At 71.1% G+C, this 16,867-nt stretch carries 19 protein-coding genes; 14 read left to right on the top strand and 5 right to left on the bottom strand.

Translation table 11 applies throughout. The features are described 5' to 3' along the window. Position 1 precedes the first annotated feature (1 nt). From AC6EH9_RS10855 to AC6EH9_RS10845, 3 genes are all read right to left on the bottom strand, one after another. Positions 2-658, bottom strand: a complete 657-nt coding sequence (locus tag AC6EH9_RS10855; RefSeq protein ID WP_498422986.1) for a glycerophosphodiester phosphodiesterase — start codon at positions 656-658, stop codon at positions 2-4. After that, positions 655-1,425, bottom strand: a complete 771-nt coding sequence (locus tag AC6EH9_RS10850) for a phosphatase PAP2 family protein (protein ID WP_498422985.1) — start codon at positions 1,423-1,425, stop codon at positions 655-657. Before AC6EH9_RS10850 ends, AC6EH9_RS10855 begins: the two co-directional genes overlap by 4 nt. A 94-nt stretch (positions 1,426-1,519) precedes the next feature. After that, complete coding sequence (locus tag AC6EH9_RS10845) at positions 1,520-2,368, bottom strand: lysylphosphatidylglycerol synthase domain-containing protein (protein ID WP_498422984.1); 849 nt, start codon at positions 2,366-2,368, stop codon at positions 1,520-1,522. Between the two features lie 252 nt (positions 2,369-2,620). Here AC6EH9_RS10845 and AC6EH9_RS10840 point away from each other — a divergent pair, with 252 nt between their 5' ends. From AC6EH9_RS10840 to AC6EH9_RS10805, 8 genes are all read left to right on the top strand, one after another. Continuing rightward, entirely contained in the window at positions 2,621-3,247 is a 627-nt protein-coding gene (locus AC6EH9_RS10840) for a helix-turn-helix transcriptional regulator (protein ID WP_498422983.1), read from the top strand. Next, the gene (gene sufB, locus AC6EH9_RS10835; RefSeq protein WP_498422981.1) at positions 3,244-4,662 is read left to right on the top strand and encodes a Fe-S cluster assembly protein SufB; all 1,419 of its coding nucleotides are present in this window, start codon (positions 3,244-3,246) and stop codon (positions 4,660-4,662) included. The genes AC6EH9_RS10840 and sufB overlap by 4 nt, the downstream gene beginning before the upstream one ends. Positions 4,663-4,731: 69 nt before the next feature. After that, on the top strand, positions 4,732-5,907 hold the full coding sequence (sufD, locus tag AC6EH9_RS10830) for a Fe-S cluster assembly protein SufD (protein WP_498422979.1): 1,176 nt from the start codon (positions 4,732-4,734) through the stop codon (positions 5,905-5,907). Next, on the top strand, positions 5,907-6,242 hold the full coding sequence (locus AC6EH9_RS10825; protein ID WP_498422977.1) for a non-heme iron oxygenase ferredoxin subunit: 336 nt from the start codon (positions 5,907-5,909) through the stop codon (positions 6,240-6,242). Before sufD ends, AC6EH9_RS10825 begins: the two co-directional genes overlap by 1 nt. A gap of 44 nt (positions 6,243-6,286) precedes the next feature. Then, the gene (gene sufC / locus AC6EH9_RS10820; protein WP_498422975.1) at positions 6,287-7,051 is read left to right on the top strand and encodes a Fe-S cluster assembly ATPase SufC; all 765 of its coding nucleotides are present in this window, start codon (positions 6,287-6,289) and stop codon (positions 7,049-7,051) included. Beyond that, the gene (locus tag AC6EH9_RS10815; protein ID WP_498422972.1) at positions 7,051-8,349 is read left to right on the top strand and encodes a cysteine desulfurase; all 1,299 of its coding nucleotides are present in this window, start codon (positions 7,051-7,053) and stop codon (positions 8,347-8,349) included. The genes sufC and AC6EH9_RS10815 overlap by 1 nt, the downstream gene beginning before the upstream one ends. Before the next feature lie 10 nt (positions 8,350-8,359). Next, on the top strand, positions 8,360-8,827 hold the full coding sequence (sufU, locus tag AC6EH9_RS10810) for a Fe-S cluster assembly sulfur transfer protein SufU (protein WP_498422970.1): 468 nt from the start codon (positions 8,360-8,362) through the stop codon (positions 8,825-8,827). A gap of 50 nt (positions 8,828-8,877) precedes the next feature. Further along, positions 8,878-9,219, top strand: coding sequence for a metal-sulfur cluster assembly factor (locus AC6EH9_RS10805; protein ID WP_498423134.1), 342 nt, complete (start codon positions 8,878-8,880; stop codon positions 9,217-9,219). 65 nt (positions 9,220-9,284) lie between these two features. Here AC6EH9_RS10805 and AC6EH9_RS10800 read toward each other — a convergent pair whose 3' ends face one another. Beyond that, positions 9,285-9,530, bottom strand: a complete 246-nt coding sequence (locus AC6EH9_RS10800) for a hypothetical protein (protein WP_498422969.1) — start codon at positions 9,528-9,530, stop codon at positions 9,285-9,287. Between the two features lie 24 nt (positions 9,531-9,554). Next, entirely contained in the window at positions 9,555-11,462 is a 1,908-nt protein-coding gene (locus AC6EH9_RS10795; protein WP_498422968.1) for a vWA domain-containing protein, read from the bottom strand. Positions 11,463-11,680: 218 nt separating this feature from the next. Here AC6EH9_RS10795 and AC6EH9_RS10790 point away from each other — a divergent pair, with 218 nt between their 5' ends. The 6 genes from AC6EH9_RS10790 to AC6EH9_RS10765 all read left to right on the top strand — a co-directional run bounded on the left by AC6EH9_RS10790 (position 11,681) and on the right by AC6EH9_RS10765 (position 16,866). Beyond that, entirely contained in the window at positions 11,681-12,124 is a 444-nt protein-coding gene (locus AC6EH9_RS10790) for a DNA-binding protein (protein ID WP_498422966.1), read from the top strand. Positions 12,125-12,193: 69 nt separating this feature from the next. Next, the gene (locus AC6EH9_RS10785) at positions 12,194-13,258 is read left to right on the top strand and encodes a serine/threonine-protein kinase (RefSeq protein ID WP_498422964.1); all 1,065 of its coding nucleotides are present in this window, start codon (positions 12,194-12,196) and stop codon (positions 13,256-13,258) included. A 98-nt stretch (positions 13,259-13,356) separates the two neighbouring features. Further along, entirely contained in the window at positions 13,357-14,169 is an 813-nt protein-coding gene (locus AC6EH9_RS10780) for a hypothetical protein (protein WP_498422963.1), read from the top strand. Next, positions 14,166-14,885: a Flp pilus assembly protein CpaB gene (cpaB, locus tag AC6EH9_RS10775; protein WP_498422962.1), complete on the top strand. Its 720-nt coding sequence runs from the start codon at positions 14,166-14,168 to the stop codon at positions 14,883-14,885. The genes AC6EH9_RS10780 and cpaB overlap by 4 nt, the downstream gene beginning before the upstream one ends. Next, complete coding sequence (locus tag AC6EH9_RS10770) at positions 14,882-16,453, top strand: CpaE/TadZ family protein (RefSeq protein WP_498422959.1); 1,572 nt, start codon at positions 14,882-14,884, stop codon at positions 16,451-16,453. Before cpaB ends, AC6EH9_RS10770 begins: the two co-directional genes overlap by 4 nt. Next, positions 16,450-16,866: a TadE/TadG family type IV pilus assembly protein gene (locus AC6EH9_RS10765; RefSeq protein WP_498422957.1), complete on the top strand. Its 417-nt coding sequence runs from the start codon at positions 16,450-16,452 to the stop codon at positions 16,864-16,866. The genes AC6EH9_RS10770 and AC6EH9_RS10765 overlap by 4 nt, the downstream gene beginning before the upstream one ends. Position 16,867: the final 1 nt, after the last annotated feature.

Here is a 16,867-nt window from a genome sequence, read left to right as displayed (position 1 = left end):
CTCAGCCGCGGCGTGCCAGCAGCTCGGCCAGCACGTGCGCCTCGTCGCTGATGATCCCGGTCACGCCGATCGCGAGCATCTCCTCGAGCCGGGGGACGTCGTTGATCGGCCAGGTCATCACCACCTCCACGTGCCGGTGCAGGCGGGCCACGACCGCGGCGTCGAGCAGCGAGCTGTGCACCGAGACCCCGTACGGCGCGGGCCGGGGCGACTCCAGACGGGTCAGCAGCCGGCGCAGCTCGGCCCGGTTGCGCGCGGAGAGCACCGGGTGCACGTAGGGCAGGTCGGACATCGCGTCGACCGAGGGCCACCAGCGTCCGCAGACCACGACCGGCTGATGGCGCCCGCTCTCGTGCAGCAGCCGGGCGGCGGCCCGGCCGGCCGTGTCGCGACGGCCCTTGAGGTCGAGCATGAAGAGCGTGCCGTGGCTGTCGGCCTCGAGCAGCTCCTCGAGGCCGAGCCGGGGCGCCGACGCGGAGGCGAGCTCCCAGCGGTCCCACAGGAACGGCAGGGGACCGGCGGTCTTGAGGTGGCGCACCTCGAGCCGGCCCCGGTACTCGTGCACGTCACACTCGATCACGTCCACGCCCAGGGCGTTGGCGGCATGCAGCCCGCTCAGCGAGTTGCCGGCGCGGTGGGCGATCGCCAGCGCGCTCATCGGGGCGGTGCCTGCATCTGTCCCGACGGTTGGACGGCCCAGGAGCGGCTACGGCGGCGTCGCTCCAGGGCGAGGGCCGCGAGGTGGGCGCACAGCACCAGCGTGATGCCCCCCACCACGTCGAGCACGTAGTGGTTGGCGGTCGCGACCACCGCGAGCGCCATCAGGATCGGCATCAGCCAGCCGAGCACCCGCAGCAGCACCGAGGACGTGGCGGCGACGACGGCCATCCCCACCAGCAGGTTCCAGCCCACGTGCAGGCTGGGCATCGCGGCGTACTGGTTGACGAAGGCGGGCGGCTGCAGCACCCGGTAGGCGTGCGAGGTCTCGCTCACGGTGTCCACCAGGCCGAGCCCGGCCAGCCGAGGGGGAGCGACCGGGTAGAGCGCGAAGATGAACATGCCGACCAGGCCGGAGATCAGCATCGCGTCGCGCAGTCGCTCGAACACGGGGCGATGCTTCCACAGCAGCCACACCATGGTCGCCACGATCACCGGCCAGTGGCCCCAGATGTAGACCCAGTTGGCGAGCGTCGCCAGCCAGGGCCACCGGGTGAACGGCTCCTGCACCTGCGACTCGACGTCGATGCCCAGCGCGCGCTCGAGGGCGACGAGGTCGTGGGCGTGGTCCACAGCGGTGTGCGGCGAGCCCTCGGTCAGGCCCCGCACGCCGAAGTAGACGACGATGCAGAGCACGATGAGCGCGGCCTGGCCCAGCGCCCAGGCTCCGCGGCCGTGCGCGAGCCGGCGGTCCGGCGCAATGTCCATGAACGGCTCCGGTCCGTGATCGCCCCGTCGAACCCTCCCACCCACTATGCGCGCCGACGGCGCGGCTGTCGTGGGCACTTGGCCCCTTGCCGGGTCAGGCCGCCACCGCGGAGGGCACGCTCTCGCCGGCGCGGCGCAGCTCGCGACGGGTCAGGATCAGGCTGGCGCCGCCGAGCAGCAGCGCCGGCGCCCAGGCGAGCGCCGCCTTGAGGCTCACCGCGGCCGCGGCCGCCGCCCACGGCACCCCGAGGGCGACCAGGGCCACGACGAGCGCGCCGTCGCGCGGGCTCGCGCCGTTCGGGCCGGGCACCGCGCCGGCGATCTGGCTGGCACCGAAGGCGCCGAGCACCGCGAGCGGGGACAGCGAGTAGCCGGTGGCCGCCACCGCGCCGAGCAGGAGCCCGGCGATGCTGAGCTGGTAGCCGGCGGACAGGAGCACGCCGTGCAGGAGCTGGCGGGGCCGCGGCAGCGGGCGGCGGGGCAGCCACTGCGGGCGCGTGCGGCGGATCACCAGCACCGCGGCCACGACGAGCATTCCGACGGCGAGTGCGGCCAGCAGCGTCCGGGGCGGCAGCGCCGTGCCGGCGAACACGGTGAAGGCGGCCAGCCCCAGCGCGCCGACGAGGCGGTCCAGCCCCACGCTCATCACCGCGTCGGCGCGCGGCAGCCCGACCCGGACCAGCCGGTGCAGGCGCCACGCGTCCGCCCCCACGTGCCCCGGGGTGAGCAGCCCCAGCAGCTCCGACTCCGCGTAGGCACGCAGGTGCCAGCCCCGGCCGAGGCCGGCATCGGTGAGCGTCTGCCAGCGCAGCGGGCACAGCACGTACTTGCCGATCACCCAGGGCAGCAGCCCCCACAGCAGCGGCCACAGGCTGACCTCGGGCAGCCGAGGCAGGGTGACGGCGGGGACGACGAGGCTGAGCGCGATGCCGAGCCAGAGCACGACGCGGGAGTGGAGTAGGGCTCTCAGCCGCACGAGGCCCTCCAGCGGGAGGTCGGGGGTGGGGCGCCACCCATGAAACAGCGCGGTATCCGGACGGGCAAAATTCATGCCCGCGGGGCCGCGGGGGAGTGGAAAGCAGGCTTAGGTGACCCTTACTTGAATGCGTTCGGGCATTAACGTCACACTTGTGTTGTGGAATTCTCCCGGACCTCCCTCGCTGCCCCCACCGGGGACGCGTCGACGCGTGCGCGCGTGGGTCGGTCGATCCTCGAGAACGGGCCCTCCACCGCGGCCGCCCTGGCCGAGCGACTGCACTTGACCCCCGCCGCCGTGCGCCGCCACCTCGACCACCTCGTCAGCGAGGGGACGGTGGAGGCAGCCGACCAGCGGGTGCACGGCAGCCGCGGCCGCGGCCGCCCGGCGAAGGTCTTCGGCCTGACCCAGGCGGGGCGCGACTCGTTCGACCAGCAGTACGACGACCTGGCCGTCCAGGCGCTGCGCTTCCTCGCCGAGACCCAGGGTGAGGAAGCGGTCCTGGAGTTCGCCAAGCGGCGCGTCGCGTTCATCGAGCGCGACTACGCCGGCATGGCCGAGCGGCACCCGGAGCTCTCCGCGGCCCAGGTGCTCGCCACGGTGCTCACCGAGAACGGGTACGCCGCCGGTGTCCGCGAGCTGCCGATCGGCGACCAGCTGTGCCAGCAGCACTGCCCGGTCTCCCACGTGGCCCACGAGTTCCCCCAGCTGTGCGAGGCCGAGACCACGGCGATCAGCCAGGTCCTCGGCCGGCACGTCCAGCGCCTGGCGACGATCGCCCACGGCGACGGCGTGTGCACCACCTGCATTCCAGACCTCAACAAGAAGGACGGAGCGTCAGCATGACGACGATCGAAGAGCTCAACCCCGGACTCCAGGGCATCGGCCGCTACGAGTTCGGTTGGGCCGACCGCGACGACGCTGGCTCCATCGCCAAGCGCGGCCTCAGCGAGGAGGTCGTGCGCGACATCTCCGCCAAGAAGAGCGAGCCGCAGTGGATGCTCGACCAGCGACTGAAGGGCCTCAAGCTCTTCCACCGCAAGCCGATGCCGCAGTGGGGCGCCGAGCTCGGCGACATCGACTTCGACAACATCAAGTACTTCGTGCGCTCCAGCGAGAAGCAGGCAGCCACCTGGGACGACCTCCCCGAGGACATCAAGAACACCTACGACAAGCTCGGCATCCCCGAGGCCGAGAAGCAGCGCCTGGTCTCCGGCGTCGCGGCTCAGTACGAGTCGGAGGTCGTCTACCACTCGATCCGCGAGGACCTCGAGGAGCAGGGCGTCATCTTCGTCGACACCGACACCGCGGTGCGTGAGCACGAGGAGCTCCTCAAGGAGTACTTCGGCACGGTCATCCCGGTCGGCGACAACAAGTTCTCCGCGCTGAACACCGCGACCTGGTCCGGCGGCTCGTTCATCTACGTCCCCAAGGGCGTTCACGTGGACATCCCGCTGCAGGCCTACTTCCGGATCAACACCGAGAACATGGGCCAGTTCGAGCGGACGCTGATCATCGTCGACGAGGACGCCTACGTGCACTACGTCGAGGGCTGCACCGCCCCGATCTACTCCTCGGACTCGCTGCACTCCGCGGTCGTGGAGATCATCGTGAAGAAGGGCGGTCGCTGCCGCTACACGACCATCCAGAACTGGTCGAACAACGTCTACAACCTGGTCACCAAGCGCGCCACCTGCGACGCCGGCGCCACCATGGAGTGGGTGGACGGCAACATCGGCTCCAAGGTGACCATGAAGTACCCGGCGATCTACCTGATGGGCGAGCACGCCAAGGGCGAGACCCTGTCCATCGCCTTCGCCGGCGAGGGCCAGCACCAGGACGCCGGCGCCAAGATGGTGCACGCGGCTCCGCACACCTCGAGCTCAATCCTGTCGAAGTCGGTCGCCCGCGGCGGCGGTCGCACGTCGTACCGCGGCCTGATCCAGATCAACGAGGGGGCCTACGGCTCCAAGTCCAACGTGCTGTGTGACGCTCTGCTGGTGGACCAGATCAGCCGGTCGGACACCTACCCCTACGTCGACATCCGCGAGGACGACGTCTCGATGGGCCACGAGGCCAGCGTCTCGAAGGTCTCCGACGACCAGCTGTTCTACCTCATGTCGCGTGGCATGGAGCAGGACGAGGCGATGGCGATGATCGTGCGCGGCTTCGTCGAGCCCATCGCCAAGGAGCTCCCCATGGAGTACGCCCTGGAGCTCAACCGGCTCATCGAGCTGCAGATGGAAGGCGCCGTCGGCTGATCCACGGCGCCGCGCGCGGCGCCGCCGGAGCCCCCGATCCCGAACCGAGAAAGCTGACGATTAGTGACTGTGACTGACACGCCCGCCGTCGCGGGCGCCCTGGAGACGACCGACAAGGTCTCCAGCCACCTCCACCCCGAAGGATCCTTCGCGGTCGCGGACCACGAGGTCCCGACCGGGCGCGAGGAGATCTGGCGCTTCACCCCGCTCAAGCGGCTGCACGGCCTGCACGACGCCGTGCCGTTCGCCGAGGGCGCGTGCACGCTCGACGTCCAGGCCGCACCCGGCGTGGTCGTCGAGCAGGTCGGCGCCGACCACGCCCTGCGCGGGGCCTCCGGGCTCGTGCCGCGCGACCGGGTCTCGGCTCGTGCCTGGGAGGCGGCCGCGGGGGCGACCGTCGTCCGGGTGCCGAGCGAGGCCGTCGTCGCGGGCGCCACGATCATCACCCACACCGGCACCGGCAGCGACGCTCCCGGCGCGGGCCACGCGGTGATCGTGGCGGAGAAGTTCTCCCGTTCCACCGTCGTGCTGCGCTTCGAGGGCTCGGCGGTCCTCGCCGACAACGTCGAGATCGTCGTGGAGGACGGCGCCGAGCTCACCGTGGTCTCCCTGCAGGACTGGGCCGACGACGCGGTGCACCTGTCCACCCAGCACGCCAAGATCGGGCGCGACGCGACGCTGCGCCACGTGTCGGTGTCGTTCGGCGGCGACGTGGTCCGCCACGACGCCACCGCGACGTACGACGGACCCGGCGGCTCGGTGGAGATGCTCGGCATGTACTTCGCTGACGAGGGCCAGCACATCGAGCACCGACTCTTCGTCGACCACAACGAGCCCAACACGCGCTCCAACGTGATCTACAAGGGCGCCCTGCAGGGCGACGGAGCGCACGCGGTCTGGATCGGCAACGTGCTGATCCGCAAGGTCGCCGAGGGCATCGAGACCTACGAGGAGAACCGCAACCTGGTGCTCACCGACGGCTGCCAGGCCGACTCGGTGCCGAACCTAGAGATCGAGACCGGCGAGATCCAGGGCGCCGGGCACGCCTCGGCCGTGGGCCGCTTCGACGACGAGCAGCTGTTCTACCTGCGGGCCCGCGGGATCGAGGAGGCCGAGGCGCGCCGCCTGGTCGTGCACGGCTTCTTCAACGACCTGATCCGCCGCATCGACGTGGCGGAGCTGGAGGAGAAGCTCACCGAGACCGTCGAGGCGGAGCTCGCGAAGAACGTCCTGAAGGGCCTCTGATGGCCCTCGTGCGTGCCTGCGCGACCGACGAGGTGCCTCACGACGAGGGCTTCGCGGTCGTGCTCGACGGCGTCGAGGTCGCGGTGGCGCGCGACGGCGAGGAGTTCTTCGCCGTGCACAACCTCTGCACGCACGCCGCCGTCGCGCTCGCCGAGGGCGAGGTCGCGGACTGCCAGATCGAGTGCTGGCTGCACGGCTCGCGCTTCGACCTGCGCACCGGCAAGCCGACCGGCCCGCCGGCCGTCGACCCGGTCGCGACCTTCCCGGTCGAGGTCCGCGGCGACGACGTCTTCGTCGACGTCTCCACGACCCTGAACGGCGTCACCCCGGGCTGAGCCCGGCCACCAGACTTCAACACAGAAGAGAGAGAAACCACACGATGAGCACCCTGGAGATCAACGACCTGCACGTCTCGGTCGAGACCGAGGACGGCGCCAAGGAGATCCTCAAGGGCGTCACGCTGACCATCAAGGACGGCGAGACCCACGCGATCATGGGGCCCAACGGCTCCGGCAAGAGCACCCTGGCGTACTCCATCGCCGGCCACCCGAAGTACACCGTCACCGGCGGCACCGTGACCCTCGACGGCGAGGACGTCCTCGCGATGTCCGTCGACGAGCGGGCGCGCGCCGGCCTGTTCCTGGCGATGCAGTACCCGGTCGAGGTCCCCGGCGTCTCGGTGTCGAACTTCCTGCGCACCGCCAAGACCGCCATCGACGGCGAGGCGCCCAAGCTGCGCACCTGGGTCAAGGACGTCAACGCCACCCTCGCCGCGCTCGACCTCGACCCCACGTTCGGGCAGCGCTCGGTCAACGAGGGCTTCTCCGGCGGTGAGAAGAAGCGCCACGAGATCGCCCAGCTCGAGCTGCTCGCCCCCAAGGTGGCCGTCCTCGACGAGACCGACTCGGGCCTCGACATTGACGCGCTCAAGGTCGTCTCCGACGGCGTCAACCGCTTCTCCGCCAACGGTGACAAGGGCGTGCTGCTGATCACGCACTACACGCGGATCCTGCGCTACATCAAGCCCGACTACGTGCACGTGTTCGTCAACGGCCGGATCGCCGAGCAGGGTGGCCCCGAGCTGGCCGACCAGCTCGAGGCCGAGGGCTACGACAAGTACGTCAAGGCAGGGGCCGGCGCCTGATGTCGTCCCCGGCGACCGTCGGTCGAGCCGGTCAGGTCGACGGCCTCCTCGACGGCCTCGACCTGATCCGCGCGGACTTCCCCATCCTCACCAGGACGCTCGCCGGGGACCGCCCGCTGGTCTACCTCGACAGCGCGAACACCTCGCAGAAGCCGCAGATCGTCATCGACACGATGGTCGACCACCTGGAGCGGCACAACGCCAACGTGGCCCGTGCCATGCACCAGCTCGGCGCCGAGTCCTCGGAGGCGTTCGAGAACGCGCGCGACCGGGTCGCGGCGTTCCTCAAGGCGCCCTCGCGTGACGAGGTGATCTTCACCAAGAACGCCTCCGAGGCGCTCAACCTGGTGGCGAACACGCTGGCCTGGGCCCGCGGGCCGCTCGAGGTCGGTGAGGGCGACGAGGTCGTCATCACCGAGATGGAGCACCACTCCAACATCGTGCCGTGGCAGATGCTCACCCAGCGCACGGGTGCCAAGCTGCGCTGGTTCGGCCTGACCGACGACGGCCGGCTGGACCTGTCGAACATCGACGAGCTGATCAACGAGCGGACCAAGGTCGTCTCGCTGACCTGGGTGTCGAACATGCTCGGCACGATCAACCCGGTCGCCGACATCGCCCGGCGCGCTCACGAGGTCGGGGCGATCGTCGTGGTCGACGCCTCCCAGGCGGCGCCGCAGCTGCCGATCGACGTGGTCGCCAGCGGCGCGGACCTGCTCGCCTTCACCGGCCACAAGGTGGTCGGGCCGACCGGCATCGGCGTGCTGTGGGGCCGACGCGAGATCCTCGAGCAGCTGCCCCCGTTCCTGGGCGGCGGCGAGATGATCGAGACCGTCACCATGGAGCGCTCGACGTACGCCGGGCTGCCGCACAAGTTCGAGGCCGGCACACCGCCGATCGTCGAGGCCGTGGGCCTGGGCGCGGCGCTGGACTACCTCGACCACGTCGGGCTGGACAACATCCACCGCCACGAGCAGGCGATCACCGGCTATGCCCTCGAGGGGCTGGCCACGATCCCCGGCCTGAAGGTGCTCGGCCCGCAGGACGCGCAGTCGCGTGGCGGCGCGATCTCCTTCGAGATCGACGGCGTCCACCCGCACGACGTGGCTCAGGTCCTGGACAGCCGGGGGATCGCGATCCGCGCCGGGCACCACTGCGCCAAGCCGGCACACAAGCGGTTCGGCGTGCAGTCCTCCTCGCGCGCCTCGTCGTACCTCTACACGACGCCGGGCGAGATCGACGCCCTCGTCGACGGGTTGGAATACACCCGCTCCTACTTCAAGTTGTCCCAGGGTTAGGAGGGGTGCAATGACCGCGGAGCTCGATGCGCTCTACCAGGAGATCATCCTGGACCACTACAAGAACCCTCACCACGCGGGTCTGCGTGACCCGTTCGAGGCAGAGGTGCACCACGTCAACCCCACCTGCGGTGACGAGGTGACCCTGCGCGTGCACCTGGACGGCGACGTCGTGCGCGACGTCTCCTACGACGCCGTCGGGTGCTCGATCTCCCAGGCGTCGGCATCGGTGATGGCGGACCTGGTGATCGGCAAGCGCGTCGACGACGCGCTGTCGGTGCACGAGGACTTCCTCGCGCTGATGCAGGGCAAGGGCACCGTCGTACCCGACGAGGAGGTGCTGGAGGACGGCATCGCCTTCGCCGGTGTCGCGAAGTTCCCGGCACGCGTCAAGTGCGCGCTGCTGGGTTGGATGGCCTGGAAGGACGCCACCGCAGCCGCCCTCCACGGGGCGGCCCAGACCGAGGAGAGCAAGTGAGCCAGAGCAACGAGACCATCGGGTCCACCGAGAGCGTCGACCACGGCGATCTGCCGGTCGTCGACGCCCCCGGAACGTCGACGGGTCCCAGCGTCGACGACGTCACCGAGGCGATGAAGGACGTCGTTGACCCCGAGCTCGGCATCAACGTCGTCGACCTCGGCCTGGTCTACGGCGTGCACGTCGACGAGGGCAACAACGCCGTGATCGACATGACGCTGACCTCGGCGGCCTGCCCGCTGACCGACGTGATCCAGGACCAGACCAACTCCGCCCTGGAGGGGCTGGTCAACGACGTCGCGATCAACTGGGTGTGGATGCCGCCGTGGGGCCCCGACAAGATCACCCCCGACGGCCGCGAGCAGCTGCGCGCCCTCGGCTTCAACGTCTGACCCGGGACACGTCCCGCACCGACCCGGCAGAGCCCCGACCAGGGGCGCTGCCGGGTCGTCGGCGTTCAGCAGTCGCCGCCGCCGCCGCCGCCGTCGGAGCAGCCCCCGTCGAAGAAGCCCCCGCCACCGCCGCCGTCGGAGCGACCCAACCGGTTGCCGGCGTCGTCCCAGGCCGAGACCCGGCTGACGCGGCGGGCCGGGAAGCTCTCGCCCCGGGCTAGCGCCACGCCCCAGATCACCAGGGCCACCACCGCCATCAGCGCGAGCACCGATGCCGTCGCCACCAGGCCCGCCAGCAAGAACCCCGTCATCTCGTTTTCCCCCGTCTCTCCCGGTCAGGCCCGCCGGCGTCGGGTGCGCAACAGGAGCATGGCCGCGGCCAGCAGGGCGAGCACGCCGGCTCCGGCGGCGCCCACGGCGGCCAGTGAGATGCCGCCCTCGTCGTCGGCGCCCGCGACCGCGGTGTCCTTCGGCTCGTCCTGCTCGGGCGTGGCGCTCGGCTGCTCCGTCGGGGTCTCCTCGGTGCCGCCGATCGGGTTCTCCACGAACTCCGGCGCGCCGGAGGGCTCTCCGCTGACCGCGAGGTCGAGCTCGAACGGCACGGCGATCGAGGGGTTCTCGTCGGTGTCCTCCAGGTACAAGGTCACCGTGTAGGCGCCGGCCTCGGAGCCGGCGAAGTTGGTGACGCCGTCGAGGTTCGCCAGGCTGATGGCTCCGGTGGTGACCGCCGGCTCGGTGGAGCCGTCGGTGAGCAGCAGCACGTCGTCGTTGATCGGCTGGTCGGTGGACGCGGCCTGGGCCGGGGCCCGGCTGGGGGAGTACACGTCCATGATCGTGTGCGGCCCGCCCGCGGCCGCCTCGCCGAGCGGCCCGTCCAGGGCGGGGTAGTGCGCGACGGCGTCGATCTGCTGGCCCCAGTCAGCCTCGACCGCGAAGGTCAGGGTCTCGCCCGGGACGATGGTGCCCTGGTAGCTGCCGGGCGTGAGCACCTCGGCATCGCCGAAGGACGTGCCGCCGGTGACCTCGGTGCGGGCTCCCTTGCTGGGACGCACCCAGGTGGCGGTCTTGGGGGCGGGCTGCAGCGTGTCGACGTTGGTGACGTCGGGCAGCTCGGTGACCTTGACCTCCATCGGCACCTCCTGCGCCGTGCCGCGGTAGGTGGCGGTCAGGATGAGCTCTTCGCTGGTGACGCAGGGGTCGTCGGGACCGGCGAAGACCGAGGCCACAGCGGCCTGGCTCACCAGCCGGTTGCTGCTGCCCACGCTCGTCGCCGAGCCGCAGGTGGCGCCGTCCGGGGTGGTCAGCCGGACGTCGACGTAGTCGGGACCCTGGCGGCTGGTGCGGAAGGCGACGCTGGTGAAGACCGTGGAGCCCTCCAGGGTCCGCTGCACGCGGTAGTGCTTCTCCGGAGCGGCGAGCTCGCCGCGGTCGAGCCAGTCGCCGGGCTCGATCTCGGGAGCCTGCTCGGGGGTGGCCGCACCGGTGACCGGGGTCCCGATCGCCGCATAGGGACGCGCCGCCCGTCGCGCCACCCGGATCAGCGAGTCGGCGAGCTCGTCCGCGCCGTCGACGTCGTAGTAGGTGCCGTTGCCGGCGCCGGCGACGCACTGCAGCTGCTTGCGTGCGGCGTCGTTGACGTCGAGGCCGACGACGTCGATGCGGACGTCCACGCCGTCCTTGGTGAGCTGACGGGCGACCACGCAGGGGTCGGGGTCGCAGGTGGGCTCGCCGTCCGAGACGAGGATGATGTTGCGCTTCCCCTCGCTGCCCAGGTCCTTGCCCGCCTCCTGCAGGGCGTAGCCCGTCGGCGTCTCCCCGTACGGCTTGTAGGCGTTCACGGCCTTGTTGAGCTCGCCGCGGTTGTCGGTGGCCGGCTCGACCACGACCTGGGAGTCGGTGCAGGCGCCGGCGTCGCGGGCGGAGAAGACCTTGGCGCCGTAGACGCGTAGCCCCACCTCCTGGTCGGCCGGCAGATCGGCCACGACCTTGCGCAGCGCCTCCTTGGCCGCCTCGATCTTGCTCTGCCCGCCGGGGGTCGACTCCTTCATCGAGCCCGAGGAGTCGAGGACCAGCATCAGTCGGCCGGGGTCATCCTCGGCTGCGGGGGCTGCGGGGGCTGCAGGGGCTGCGACCGGTGCGGCGGCAGGGGTCTCGGCGAGGACCGGGGCCGTGGGCACGACCATCCAGCCACTGACGGTGAGGGTCGCGATCGCGAGCAGGCGGATGGCTCTCGGAGCAGGCACGGTGGCCCCTTTCGCAGAGTCGAGGCGATTTGCAATAGGAAACTACGGAGTACTGTTGGCTCGCGTCAACCCGTTGCGTGATGCCTCGCCGTCGGGTGACCATCTGGACCACCATCGAGAAGCCAACGAAGAGGTGCCTCATGAACGCGGATGCGGAGGACCATGCTTCCCGGAACCGTGCCGAGCAAACGCGGTTGTACGGCGCGCCGTTGGGGGAGGTGGTCGACTCCCTCACCCAGCGCCTGAGCATCACCCGCGCGGCGTTGGCGGCGCTGCTCGGACTCTCGGCGCCGATGCTCTCCCAGCTGGCATCGGCTCACCGGCTGAAGATCGGCAACCCGGCCGCGGTGCAGCGCCTGCAGTGGCTGATGGAGCTCTCCGAAGACGTGGTGCGGGGCGAGTTGACCGCGCAGCAGGCGATGGAGACGGTCTCGGCCGACACGCCGGGCGGGGTGCTCACCCGCAGCTCCCAGCGGCTGCGCCGCGAGGGCGCGGGCGAGGTGCAGCAGGTGCTGCGGTGGGCGGGCACCCCCGAGGAGCACGAACGCGCCGCAGCGCTTCTCGAGGGGGAGTTCCCGGCCGTCGCCGAGGTCCTGCGCGTCTACGGAGCAGGTACGTCGGCCGATGCGGTGGCGCACTTCGAGCGTCACTTCCCCGCCTGAGGTGCCCAGTAGGACATGTCGAGCTGTGCCAGGATCGGACCCCGATGACGCATGAGTGAGGCGGTGGGTGTGGCTGAGGTGGTGGCGGGACGCTACGAGCTCGTCGATGTTCTCGACCGGGGTGGCGTCGGAACGGTGTGGCGGGCGTGGGACCACCGGGCGGGCGAGTTCGTGGCGGCGAAGGTCCTGCGCGCCTCCGACTCCGACGCGCTGATCCGGTTCGTCCGCGAGGCCAAGCGGCTGGTGGAGCATCCGCACGTGCTCGCGCCGCGCAGCTGGACCGGTGAGGACGACTGGGTGCTCTTCGCGATGGATCTGGTGCGGGGCGGGTCGGTGTCCACCCTGATCGGCGACTTCGGTGCCCTGCCCGAGGGGTGGGTCGTCGAGCTGGCGCGGCAGACGTCCGAGGCGCTGGCGGCCGTGCACGCAGCGGGGTTCGCGCATCGCGACGTGAAGCCCGCCAACCTCCTCCTGGACGCCACCGGCTCCGCTCAGCCACACCTGCGACTGTCCGACTTCGGCACGGCGGGGTCCTTCGACGGGCCGCGGCTGACCTCCAGCACCGCGGTTCTGGGCACGCCGGGATATCTGTCGCCGGAGGCGCGGCGGGGGGCGGATCCGGCGCCCGCGCAGGACATCTACGCGCTGGGGATGGCCATGCGCCACATGCTGGCGGGGTCGCTGGAGCCCGCCCGGCTCCCCGGGAGAGGCGGCGGGGAGCTCGCCGGGCTGATCTCGGCCATGACCGACCCGGACCCCTCGCGTCGTCCGGCCTCCGCACGCGAGGTGGTCGAGCGGCTCCACGAGCTGCCGGCGGCCGGTCGGCTGTCGCTGGGCGCGGACCCCGCCGCCCCGGTGGAGGTCTTCGACCACGTGCCGCCGCTGCCGACGCGGTGGTCCCTGCCCGGGCCCGAGCCCGAGCGCGGGGGACCCGGAGCGGTCGTGGTGCCTGCGGTGGGGCACGCCGCGACGAGTGACCCGGAGTCCTCGGGGCCGAGCGCCGCCACGATCACCATGCCGCGGATCGCCGAGGCGCCACGGGTGACGAGCGGAGTGGGGCGCGACCTGATGTGGGCGGGCCTGTTGGCGCTTCTCGGTCTGTCCCTGCTCGTCGCCTCGCTTCTGCTGGCGTGAGATAGAGGCGTTTGGCGCGGCTTTCCGTGGGTACGCTTTCGCCCGTTTGACGGACTCGCACCGAGGTCGGTCTGGATGAGCGGCGGGGGAACAGGAACTTGGCATCTTTCACGGTAGTCGCGTGCGGCTTCGCGGCGGCGCCTCTCGAGGCTCATCCCGCGCACCGCAAGGTGCTGCTGCTGCCGGACCCCACCTCCGCCGACTTCGTGGAGCAGGGCCTGGCGCTGTTGGCCAGCATCGAGACCGATCAGCCGGTCCTGCTGCTCCACGCCGGACGCCACGAGCAGGTGCGCAAGACTCGGGTGCTGCGCGCGCTGGCGCGCACGGTGGCGGTCCTGGGGGTCCCGCTGCCGGTGCCGCCCACCGGGCTGGCCGCGACGGCGACCTGGATGGCCACCCTGGCCGAGCGCCGGGTCCCCGCCGCGGTCGCCGTCGTACACCTCGAGCGTCAGCCCGCCGTCCTCCCGACGTTGGTGGTGACCACCTCGGCCGCCGGCCTCGAGATCGCGTGCGTCAAGCTGCGCCACCATGCCGTGTCCTGGGTGCCCGGCGTCACCTTCGGCCTCTCCGTGGGCCTCGGTGGATCGCGCATCGCCATCAACGGCGCCCCGGAGGTCGACTTCGGCAAGGACCAGCTCGATCGAGTGGTCCAGGGCAACCCCCAGCTGGGGAGCCGGATCGACTTCTCGCTGCCGCCGGTCGGCGAGACGGTGGAGCTCCCGGCGGGCGACCCCGCCACCTCGTGGTGGGGTCGCAAGCAGTTCTTCGAACAGACCCTGTTGCCCCAGGAGTTCCTGCCGACCCTGCAGCGCCTCTCACGTGAGCGCTTCGGGCGGTGCCCCGAATGTGGCGGCGTGGCGTCCGTGTCCTGTCTCTTCTGCAGTGCCCGAGAGGAAGTCGTGGTCGTATGAACCCCCGTCAACGTAGGGGAGTCCTGTTCCTCGCCGCCGCCATCGTGGGCGCCGTGGCGGTCTTCTTCGCCATCATCAGCTATGTCAACGACGTGGAGAGCCAGGTGGGCAACCGGGTGCCCGCCTACGTCGTCGTCGAGGACGTGGCCGCCTACCAGGAGCTGAGCGAGACCGACTTCGAGAAGGTCGAGATCCCCCAACGGTGGCTGCCCGACGGCACCGTCACGGACCTGGCCGACCTGATCGGCCAGGTGTCCGCGGCGCCGCTCACCGAGGGCACCCTGCTGCAGAACGCGAACCTCGTGCCGCGGCCCGGCCTGGAGGCGGGGCAGCGCGAGATCGCGATCCTCGTGGACGCCGAGACGGGCGTCGCCGGCAAGGTGCAGCCGGGTGACCGGGTCGACATCTGGGCCACCTTCGACGAGGGCATCACCGGCGTCGGACCTCGGACCAAGGTCATCGCCCAGAACCTGCTGATCCTGGACGTCGGGCTCACCGTGGCCCGCGAGAAGGCCAACTCGGCGGGCGGGATGACCCAGAACGAGGCGCTGCCGGTCACGTTCGCCACGGCGGAGGGGCAGGTCAAGGCCCTGACCTTCGCCGAGGCGTTCGCGTCCCAGACCCGCCTGGTCCTGCGTCCTCCGGGCGATGGGTCCGAGGTCGCCCCGGACAGCAAGACCTATGTGGAGACCTTCGAGAAGGGTGCCAAGTCATGAGCGCACGGGTGCTGCTCGGCATCGGGCAGGAGGAGCTGCGCAGCCAGACGGTCGCCACCTTCGCCGAGCTGGGCGACGACGTCGACGTGCTCGGCGTGGCGGAGACCTCCTCGGACCTGCTGCTCGCGGTGGACGCGGCGCAGGACCTCGACGTCGTGGTCGTCCACGACCAGATCGGCACGCTGCCCTACCTGGCGCTGGTGCGGGAGATCGTCACCCGCTCGCCGGACACCGCGGTGATGGTGATGACGGCCAGCCCGACGCTGTCCACCTACCAGGCCGTGATGGATGCCGGAGGGCGGGCCGTCATCGACTCGCCGCCCTCGCACGACGAGCTGTCCGCCCGCCTGCCCGGCATCCTGGACTGGCAGCGCCGGCTGCGTGCCATCTCCGGGCCGCCCTTGGGACTGAGCGGAGCAGACCAGGCGGGACGCCTCATCGCCTTCACCGGGGCCAAGGGCGGGGTCGGGACCAGCACGGTCGCCCTGCACGCGGCGCTCCTCGCCGCGGTGAGCAACCCCGAGCGGCGCATCTGCCTGATCGACCTCGACCTGCAGCAGCGCGGACTGCGTCAGATGTTCGACGTTTCCGCGAAGCGCACGATCGTCGACCTGGTGACGATCTCCGACGCCCTGACCGGGCGCAACCTGGACGAGGCGGTGATCGTTCACAAGAGCGGGCTGCGGGTGCTGATGTCGCCGCAGCAGGGTGAGCAGTCCGAGGACGTCTCGGGACCGGTCGCGCGCCAGATCATCGGCGCCGCCAAGGGCCACTACGACCTGATCATCGTCGATGCCGGCTCCGTGGTCAGCGAGGCCAGCGCGGTGGGCATGGAGTTCGCCGACGCGCTGATCATGGTCGCCACACCCGACGTGGCGTGCATCCGCGCCGTCCAGGACAAGCTCGACATGCTCAACCGCCTGCAGGTGGCCAAGAGCGGCGACGTCCAGCTGCTCTTCAACAAGGTCAACCCGCGCAACGAGGTCCAGCCCGAGTTCGGGGCCCGGATGACCTCCGCGGAGTCCCTGTCAGCGAGCATCCCGGAGGACTGGCGCAAGCTGGAGCCGGCCGCCAACGCGATGGCGCCGCTGGACGTCGCGGACGGGCCCTTCCGCCGGGCGATCCTGGCCCTCGGCCGGGAGCTGAACCTCGCGCTGCCCGCCGTCGCCGCGCCGCCGGTGGCCGCGGCTGCCGCCCCGCGCGGGAAGCTGAAGGTGAAGCCGCGGCGTCGCCGTGGCGACGAGGACGGCCAGGTGACGATCGAGGCCGTGGTCGGCATCGTCGTGGCGATGCTCATCCTGCTCCTGCTCATGCAGACGACGCTGCTGGCGATCGCGACCGTGTCCAGCCGCCGAGCGGCGGACGAGGCCGCGCGCACGGCGGTGCGCGGCGGCACCATCGCGGAGGTGCAGGAGGCGGCCGCGGATGCCGTGCCCGGCTTCTACGACGTCGAGGTGACCAGGATCGACGACACGACCTACAAGGCGACGCTGGAGGGCCCCACGCTCTTCCCGCTCGTCAACCGGCCCATCGCGGCCGATGGCTCGGCATCGAAGGAGGGGTCATGAGACGCGGACGGACACGCGACGAGCGCGGCCAGGCGGTCATCGAGATGATCGGGATCATCCCGATCGTCGCGCTGATCGTCGGCGCCATCATCCAGCTCTTCCTGGTGGGGTACGGCGCGGTGGCCGCCGAGTCCGCCTCGCGGATGGCCGCCCGCGAGGCCAGCAAGGGAACGACCCACAACATCGCCGAGCAGATGGCCGAGGACGACGTCATCGACCTGCTCGGAGCCCGTACCGACGTCTCCTCGGGCAACCTGAGCGAAGCCGGGGACGAGCCGTCGGTCACCGGTGGCGGTGGCGGCGACCAGGTCTCGGCGCGGACCTCGGTCAAGGTGCCGTTCCTCGGCATCGGCGTGCGGGGCCTCGACTTCGAGATCACCCGCTACGCCGTCATGCCGAAGGTCGAGGACTGAG

The sequence above is a fragment of the Nocardioides sp. Z21_20 genome (assembly GCF_059766585.1).
This window is presented reverse-complemented; position numbering and strand designations above follow the sequence as displayed.

Excerpts from the sequence above, each read along its gene's own strand:
- AC6EH9_RS10855 (WP_498422986.1), bottom strand. The coding sequence starts at position 658 with ATGAGCGCGCTGGCGATCGCCCACCGCGCCGGCAACTCGCTGAGCGGG.
- AC6EH9_RS10850 (WP_498422985.1), bottom strand. The coding sequence starts at position 1,425 with ATGGACATTGCGCCGGACCGCCGGCTCGCGCACGGCCGCGGAGCCTGG.
- sufB (WP_498422981.1), top strand. The coding sequence starts at position 3,244 with ATGACGACGATCGAAGAGCTCAACCCCGGACTCCAGGGCATCGGCCGC.
- AC6EH9_RS10825 (WP_498422977.1), top strand. The coding sequence starts at position 5,907 with ATGGCCCTCGTGCGTGCCTGCGCGACCGACGAGGTGCCTCACGACGAG.
- sufC (WP_498422975.1), top strand. The coding sequence starts at position 6,287 with ATGAGCACCCTGGAGATCAACGACCTGCACGTCTCGGTCGAGACCGAG.
- AC6EH9_RS10815 (WP_498422972.1), top strand. The coding sequence starts at position 7,051 with ATGTCGTCCCCGGCGACCGTCGGTCGAGCCGGTCAGGTCGACGGCCTC.
- sufU (WP_498422970.1), top strand. The coding sequence starts at position 8,360 with ATGACCGCGGAGCTCGATGCGCTCTACCAGGAGATCATCCTGGACCAC.
- AC6EH9_RS10800 (WP_498422969.1), bottom strand. The coding sequence starts at position 9,530 with ATGACGGGGTTCTTGCTGGCGGGCCTGGTGGCGACGGCATCGGTGCTC.
- cpaB (WP_498422962.1), top strand. The coding sequence starts at position 14,166 with ATGAACCCCCGTCAACGTAGGGGAGTCCTGTTCCTCGCCGCCGCCATC.
- AC6EH9_RS10770 (WP_498422959.1), top strand. The coding sequence starts at position 14,882 with ATGAGCGCACGGGTGCTGCTCGGCATCGGGCAGGAGGAGCTGCGCAGC.
- AC6EH9_RS10765 (WP_498422957.1), top strand. The coding sequence starts at position 16,450 with ATGAGACGCGGACGGACACGCGACGAGCGCGGCCAGGCGGTCATCGAG.